The organism is Scytonema hankhaensis NUACC26, assembly GCF_045865695.1.
In the GTDB taxonomy this organism is placed as follows: Bacteria; Cyanobacteriota; Cyanobacteriia; order Cyanobacteriales; family Nostocaceae; genus Scytonema.
In genome coordinates, this window is the sequence record NZ_BAACAP010000037.1 from 1 (window position 1) to 5,397 (window position 5,397).

Sequence of the window (5,397 nt, forward strand, 5' to 3'; positions counted from 1 at the left end):
CCCCAATAAAACTCTAGGATGCCGTCAAGAGTCCATCGATCGTAGGAATTAGCGACTGTGGCTGAGGATTGATACTTGCGAGCACTCAGGAGATACGCCGCAATTGCGATCGCCACAACCAGAAGAAAACCAATTACAAAATATAATAAAGTTGACATTGAAATCCCTTAGTTAATATGTGGGGCTATAAAAATGCCTACTTTAGTAATTGTATAAATATTCATAAAAATACCTATCTGTACCTCGCAGATGTACAAAATTACCACTTAATTTCGGTGGGCATTCTGACTCACAAGGCAGACCTTGATTACAGCTGCGGGACAGCGCCGGATTTACACCGGACTTTCCCCGTTACCTCTGATGGCTGCTCCCCACCAGAACCGAGATTCCCTTGCATATTAACACAACTGCGATCTGCTTACATAAATTATAATAATTAAGCTAGACATCCACGACAAATGGTTAGATACTCACCTCAAACACGATCCAATTCGTTCCAGAGACATTTACCCCCGCTTGAAAGTGGCGATCGCCTAACTCGCCCCGAATTTGAACGGCGTTATGCGGCTGCACCCCATATCAAGAAAGCAGAACTGATTGAAGGAATCGTTTACGTGGCATCTCCTTTAAGACACGAGCAGCATGGCAAACCCCACAGTCGGGTCATAACTTGGTTAGGAGTCTACCAGTCACTGACTCCTGGCGTTGACTTAAGCGTTGAACCGACGGTGAGGCTAGATTTAGATAACGAACCACAGCCAGATGCAGTACTGTTTATTGAACCGGATGCGGGCGGACAAACCCGTTTGAGCAGCGATGGTTACATTGAAGGCTCTCCCGAATTGATTGTTGAAATTGCAGCGAGAATCAAATTGAATGGTTTTGCCTGATGGATGGTGACTATCGATTGCTATCTCCCGGAGCAGATGGAATTATTCGTTCTCAGGTGTTTCCGGGTTTGTGGTTAGCAGTGGAGGCGCTGTTAAACAATCAGATGGTGCGAGTGTTGGAGGTGGTGCAAGCAGGGTTGAAGTCACCAGAACATACTGCGTTTGTGCAGCAGTTGAAGAAATAGGAGGGCGATCGTACAGGAGAAGACTATAGGGAGTGGGCTATATAATAAATTTGACATTGTTTTGAACGCTCCTGTACGCCTAAGGTAGATAAAATTTTGGCACGAATCTCGTCACATGAATTTTGTAGCACCGAACCCTCGATCTACTAAATTTCAACTGCCTGTGCAGTTCAACTCATTTGTGAAGTCGATCTAACGGTTTGCTCTTCAATGGTCTGGGGATGAACCGAATCAGACGATCTCTTGCAATGGAAATCGTCTTAGACATCGACATTGCAATATTTTGAACACCTCGAATAATTTTCCCTTGAAGTAGCCGGGGCTTCTGTTTGGCTTCGGAGAGAGCCGTCTGTTTGACAAAGGGATGAACAGCAGTGGGAAGATTCCCAGTTCGGTAAAGATAGGATTTCAGCATGATGATTAATCGAGTAAAAATCTAGTAAAGATGTGATTTGAATATTGAAGAACCACTAGTATCAATAAGTGAGACGATTGGCATTTGTATTTCCTGAAAGATTGGACTGAGGCTGAAATTCTGTCCATCTTTTGCAGACCTATTCATAGCATTGGGGCGGGGTGATGGGTAGATTTTTGGTTCTTTCGTACATAGCGTGCTAAATTTTAATTAAAATTTATAATTATGCTTTATTTGCAAGGCTTACAGACACTTCTAGTTTCAATTTTAGAAAAGAATACTGTTATAAAGGTAATAATGGCTGTAATACAATCCAGACAAGGATTTTAAGCTAATCTTCCTATAAAAATAGCACGCTAAGTACGCAAGAGCCTGATTTTTGGCGGAGCGATCGTGTTCTCAAAGAACGATGCGAATTCATTGCTGGACTATACCAAAAGTATGTTGATTACCCTTCAAGGGAGAATTATTTCGTGTCATTGTTAGCAGATTACTTGTTGGAAGGATTGTATTTCTACAACGGGTTTATATTTTTCTACAATTTATCCTCACGGATGCTCATGTCACAGAGTGCCGATATCTTTAGAATGATTAACCGAGATGAACTCTCCCATGTGCGGCTGTATCAAAAATTGATTCCGGAAGCAATGACTTTTGTCAATTAGTCGTTCTGCTGAAAAATAACTTGAATGTTGGGTATTGAAATAAAGCTTGTATTGACTTGTTCAGGCAATAATGAGTGATGCATTTAGACATTAAGCGATCGCATCCCCAAAAATGATGTTTTCTACCCTCGTTTTCGGCAAAATTTTCAGCATTATTATTTATTGACAAATTATTTACGATCTTAACCTGTCAAGAATGTAACTTGACCATACTGGTTATGAATTATCGCTAAATACTCTAAAAAAGTCTTAGTTATCAGAACCAAGACTTCAGTTAAGTAGATCGTCACAATTAAAGTGAACTAGTTAGGAGCGTCATTGGTCAAAAGTCCTTTGTCATTGGCAAGGGTTTTAGGAATCTTTACATTTGGTAATATATTTGTGTTTTTTTCCGCTCACCTACTTAAATATTGCCCAATTTTCCGTTTGCTCCACCCGCAAAGGTATTTTCAAAGGATGTATTATGTCTCACCATGAGTTCCACTCCCTAAATTTAATGTTGAGTTTGTCGTTTTGCCGTTCTTCGCTAACCTCATTTTCTCTAAAAGTCGAATGGTGAGCCAAACAATATCCACTTCCCACCAGCGCCACCCAAACCGTGCTGATGATTGGAATGCATGATGATTGTTATGCCAACCTTCGCCGAAGGTCAGCAATGCTACCCACCAGCAATTGGTGGAGCGATCGCTCACCTCATAGTTACGATAGCCAAACTTGTGACAGGCACTATTGACAAAGCAAGTGCTGTGAAACCCTACAAATAAGCGAACAAAGATTCCCCACACTACAAAAGGCATTCCGCCCAGTCCGTATAGTAAAACCGCCAGCGCGACTTGCAAAGCAATATAGTGCTTGTGGCAAAACTGATAAAACGGATCGTCCGCAATGTCTTTGGTGAAGCGACTAAGTTTTGTTCGATTTGGAACCTCGTGCATCAGCCAGCTAATATGACTCCACCAAAACCCCTGAGTGGAGTCATGGGGATCGTCGGGGCGATCGGCGTATAAATGGTGCATCCGATGATAGCCCACCCAGCCTTTGACGGCACCCTGACCTGCTAAAGTGCCGCACAAAATAAAGAAGTACTCCAGCCATTTGGGAACTTTAAAGCTGCGGTGTGTGGCGAGCCGATGGAAGCCAAGGGAAATCCCCAGTCCCACTGTCAGCCAATGAAGAAATAGGGCAACTCCAACAGCTGACCAGTTAAAATTAGTAGGAACAAATGCCAGTAATACTCCTAGATGCAATGCCACCGTGAATACAATCACATGCCTTTGAGGACGAGGCGGATTTAACCGAACATCAATCATATTGTTTTTGTTTCGATAACTGAGTGGATTGCGGATGAAATTCTGCCCACAATGAGCAGACCTGTTCGTAACATTGGGGTGGGGTGGGGAGTAAATTTTTCAGGTAGAAGAAAGCCATCTGGTTGAAAGACTCCAGTAATAACACGGCTTCAGTTGCAGGATTATAAGTATCCACTGCTTCTAGGATGTGAGCATTCATAAAGCGATGACATAGAATCACGGTGTCAGGAGCCGCTAACCAGGCATTTAAGAACGCAGCTAAACAAGAACGCGGCACAAAATGGGTTTTGAAGCTCTCTCCTGCAATTCCGATAACAGGAGAGTTGGTGCTGCAAACGATCGCACCGCGTTCGCGCAGCGTTCCGTAGGAATCGCCACCTAAGTATCCAATCCAGGCGTTGTAACCAATCGCTAACAAATTTGTGGCAATAAAGTCTTGCTGCCAGTCCGAAGTATCAGGGGCTTCACGCATAAGTCTCTCCTCTAGGCAGTTAAATCCGGTTGAAATTCTGCCCAACGTTGTTGCACCTGTTTGTAACATTCAGCAGGAGAAATCGCTAGGTTTTGTAGCAGGTTGATATCTACTGTACCGTTACTAATGATTAGAATCACCATCGCTTGGGTGGGATCGTAGGTGGCGAGCGCTTTCAGCAGTGCAGTCACGGCATCTTTCTCTACCTCAAGCCCTTGCAGATACAAAGTTACCTGCGCTTGAGGAATGAATGCCCGATTGAAAGTTACTGTATCGACACTCCAATCAATGGCGGTAGGGATTGCATCTACGACATCACAAACTACCATGCCCTTTCCCGCATTCAAATAACCATTCCAAGCGGTGTATCCGATGGTCAAAATATTATGGTGAATAAATCGGTTCTGCCAGTAACCGAAGTATCCTTGCCAAAATTCATTTCGCATTTGCATTAGACATCAATCCTGTACATAGTCTTGTCCTGTCACTAATGCCAATTCTGCTCGCATAAACTCACGTCCCAAGTAAGCACCATGATCCAATCGGCTCACTGGGCAAGGTTTTGTTTCCTCAAACAGTTGAATGCAAATTTCTTACTTCGGTTCTTCGTGTAAAGAGGGCAGTTGGTTGTCGTTCCACTTTGACAGTTGCAGGAATAGGCTTTCCGGTTTCTGGATCGACAGCTAATCCTTGCTCATTCACTTCATTGGTAAAATGTTTTGCACAAATTAAGCCTGCTTCCCGATCTAAGTAGATAATGAAGTAACCTGCCGGATCGAGTTCTAAAAATCGTTTGGATAGTTTGTCATCAATTGCTGCGATCGCTTCTACTGCTGATATCATCATTTTTCAACTCCAAAATAAAAAGCACCGCTCCAAAATACACAGAGAAGTCAGAAGTTCAGGAAGCTTTTGCTCAAAACTTCTCCTATCGGAGACGCTACACGAACGAAGAACGCACAAATGAATCGTGTAACTAATGAGAGTGATTATTTAAATCAAAAATAAGTAAGAGAGCAAAAGTCTTAAAGCACTCAAGAGACTAATCTCTGGGGCTAGTTTTACTGCTATCTCACAGTTGCATTTGCTTCCTCTCGCAAGACTTTCGTCGCTTCCACCATGTTTTTTAAAGCCGGAATCACCTCTGACCATCGCCTGGTTTTCAAACCGCAATCTGGGTTCACCCAAATTTGTTGAACGGGTAAATTTGCAATTCCAGTCCGCAATTGCTGTAAAATCTGTTCAGTTGTCGGGACAACAGGACTATGGATGTCATAGACTCCATTACCAACTTGATATGAGTAGCCACCCTCTGTGATTTCTCGTAGAGTTTGATTGTTGCTGCGACTATTTTCAATCGAAATAACATCAGCATCTAACCGTTCAATATCCTTAATAATGTCACCAAATTCGCAGTAGCACATATGAGTGTGAATTTGAGTTTGGGGTTGGGCTACTGC

At 42.9% G+C, this 5,397-nt stretch carries 4 protein-coding genes, 5 pseudogenes and 1 riboswitch; of the genes and pseudogenes, 2 read left to right on the top strand and 7 right to left on the bottom strand.

Annotated features, from left to right (window positions below):
- A pseudogene (locus tag ACKTT2_RS00665) lies at window positions 1-158 on the bottom strand (SAM-dependent methyltransferase); the annotation flags it as partial.
- 99 nt (window positions 159-257) lie between these two features.
- A riboswitch (cobalamin riboswitch) is annotated at window positions 258-400 on the bottom strand.
- Window positions 401-458: 58 nt separating this feature from the next.
- Between ACKTT2_RS00665 and ACKTT2_RS00670 the strand changes: the two are divergent.
- Window positions 459-1,075, top strand: a pseudogene (locus ACKTT2_RS00670) (Uma2 family endonuclease).
- A 175-nt stretch (window positions 1,076-1,250) separates the two neighbouring features.
- Here ACKTT2_RS00670 and ACKTT2_RS00675 read toward each other — a convergent pair.
- Entirely contained in the window at window positions 1,251-1,490 is a 240-nt protein-coding gene (locus ACKTT2_RS00675; protein WP_407882947.1) for a hypothetical protein, read from the bottom strand.
- Between the two features lie 392 nt (window positions 1,491-1,882).
- Here ACKTT2_RS00675 and ACKTT2_RS00680 point away from each other — a divergent pair.
- A pseudogene (locus ACKTT2_RS00680) lies at window positions 1,883-2,155 on the top strand (ribonucleotide-diphosphate reductase subunit beta); the annotation flags it as partial.
- A 461-nt stretch (window positions 2,156-2,616) separates the two neighbouring features.
- On the opposite strand, the gene ACKTT2_RS00685 reads toward ACKTT2_RS00680, so the two are convergent.
- From ACKTT2_RS00685 to ACKTT2_RS00705, 5 genes and pseudogenes are all read right to left on the bottom strand, one after another.
- The gene (locus ACKTT2_RS00685) at window positions 2,617-3,465 is read right to left on the bottom strand and encodes an acyl-CoA desaturase (protein ID WP_407882949.1); all 849 of its coding nucleotides are present in this window, start codon (window positions 3,463-3,465) and stop codon (window positions 2,617-2,619) included.
- Window positions 3,458-3,937, bottom strand: coding sequence for a hypothetical protein (locus tag ACKTT2_RS00690; protein ID WP_407882951.1), 480 nt, complete (start codon window positions 3,935-3,937; stop codon window positions 3,458-3,460). Before ACKTT2_RS00690 ends, ACKTT2_RS00685 begins: the two co-directional genes overlap by 8 nt.
- Window positions 3,938-3,948: 11 nt before the next feature.
- Window positions 3,949-4,389 (bottom strand): hypothetical protein, encoded by a 441-nt coding sequence (locus ACKTT2_RS00695; protein WP_407882953.1) that lies wholly within the window; start codon window positions 4,387-4,389, stop codon window positions 3,949-3,951.
- A gap of 6 nt (window positions 4,390-4,395) precedes the next feature.
- Window positions 4,396-4,780 (bottom strand): annotated as a pseudogene (locus ACKTT2_RS00700) (DUF4346 domain-containing protein).
- 224 nt (window positions 4,781-5,004) lie between these two features.
- A pseudogene (locus ACKTT2_RS00705) lies at window positions 5,005-5,397 on the bottom strand (hypothetical protein); the annotation flags it as partial.

Coding starts and splice junctions, on each gene's coding strand:
- ACKTT2_RS00675 (WP_407882947.1), bottom strand. CDS start 1,490: ATGCTGAAATCCTATCTTTACCGAACTGGGAATCTTCCCACTGCTGTT.
- ACKTT2_RS00685 (WP_407882949.1), bottom strand. CDS start 3,465: ATGATTGATGTTCGGTTAAATCCGCCTCGTCCTCAAAGGCATGTGATT.
- ACKTT2_RS00690 (WP_407882951.1), bottom strand. CDS start 3,937: ATGCGTGAAGCCCCTGATACTTCGGACTGGCAGCAAGACTTTATTGCC.
- ACKTT2_RS00695 (WP_407882953.1), bottom strand. CDS start 4,389: ATGCAAATGCGAAATGAATTTTGGCAAGGATACTTCGGTTACTGGCAG.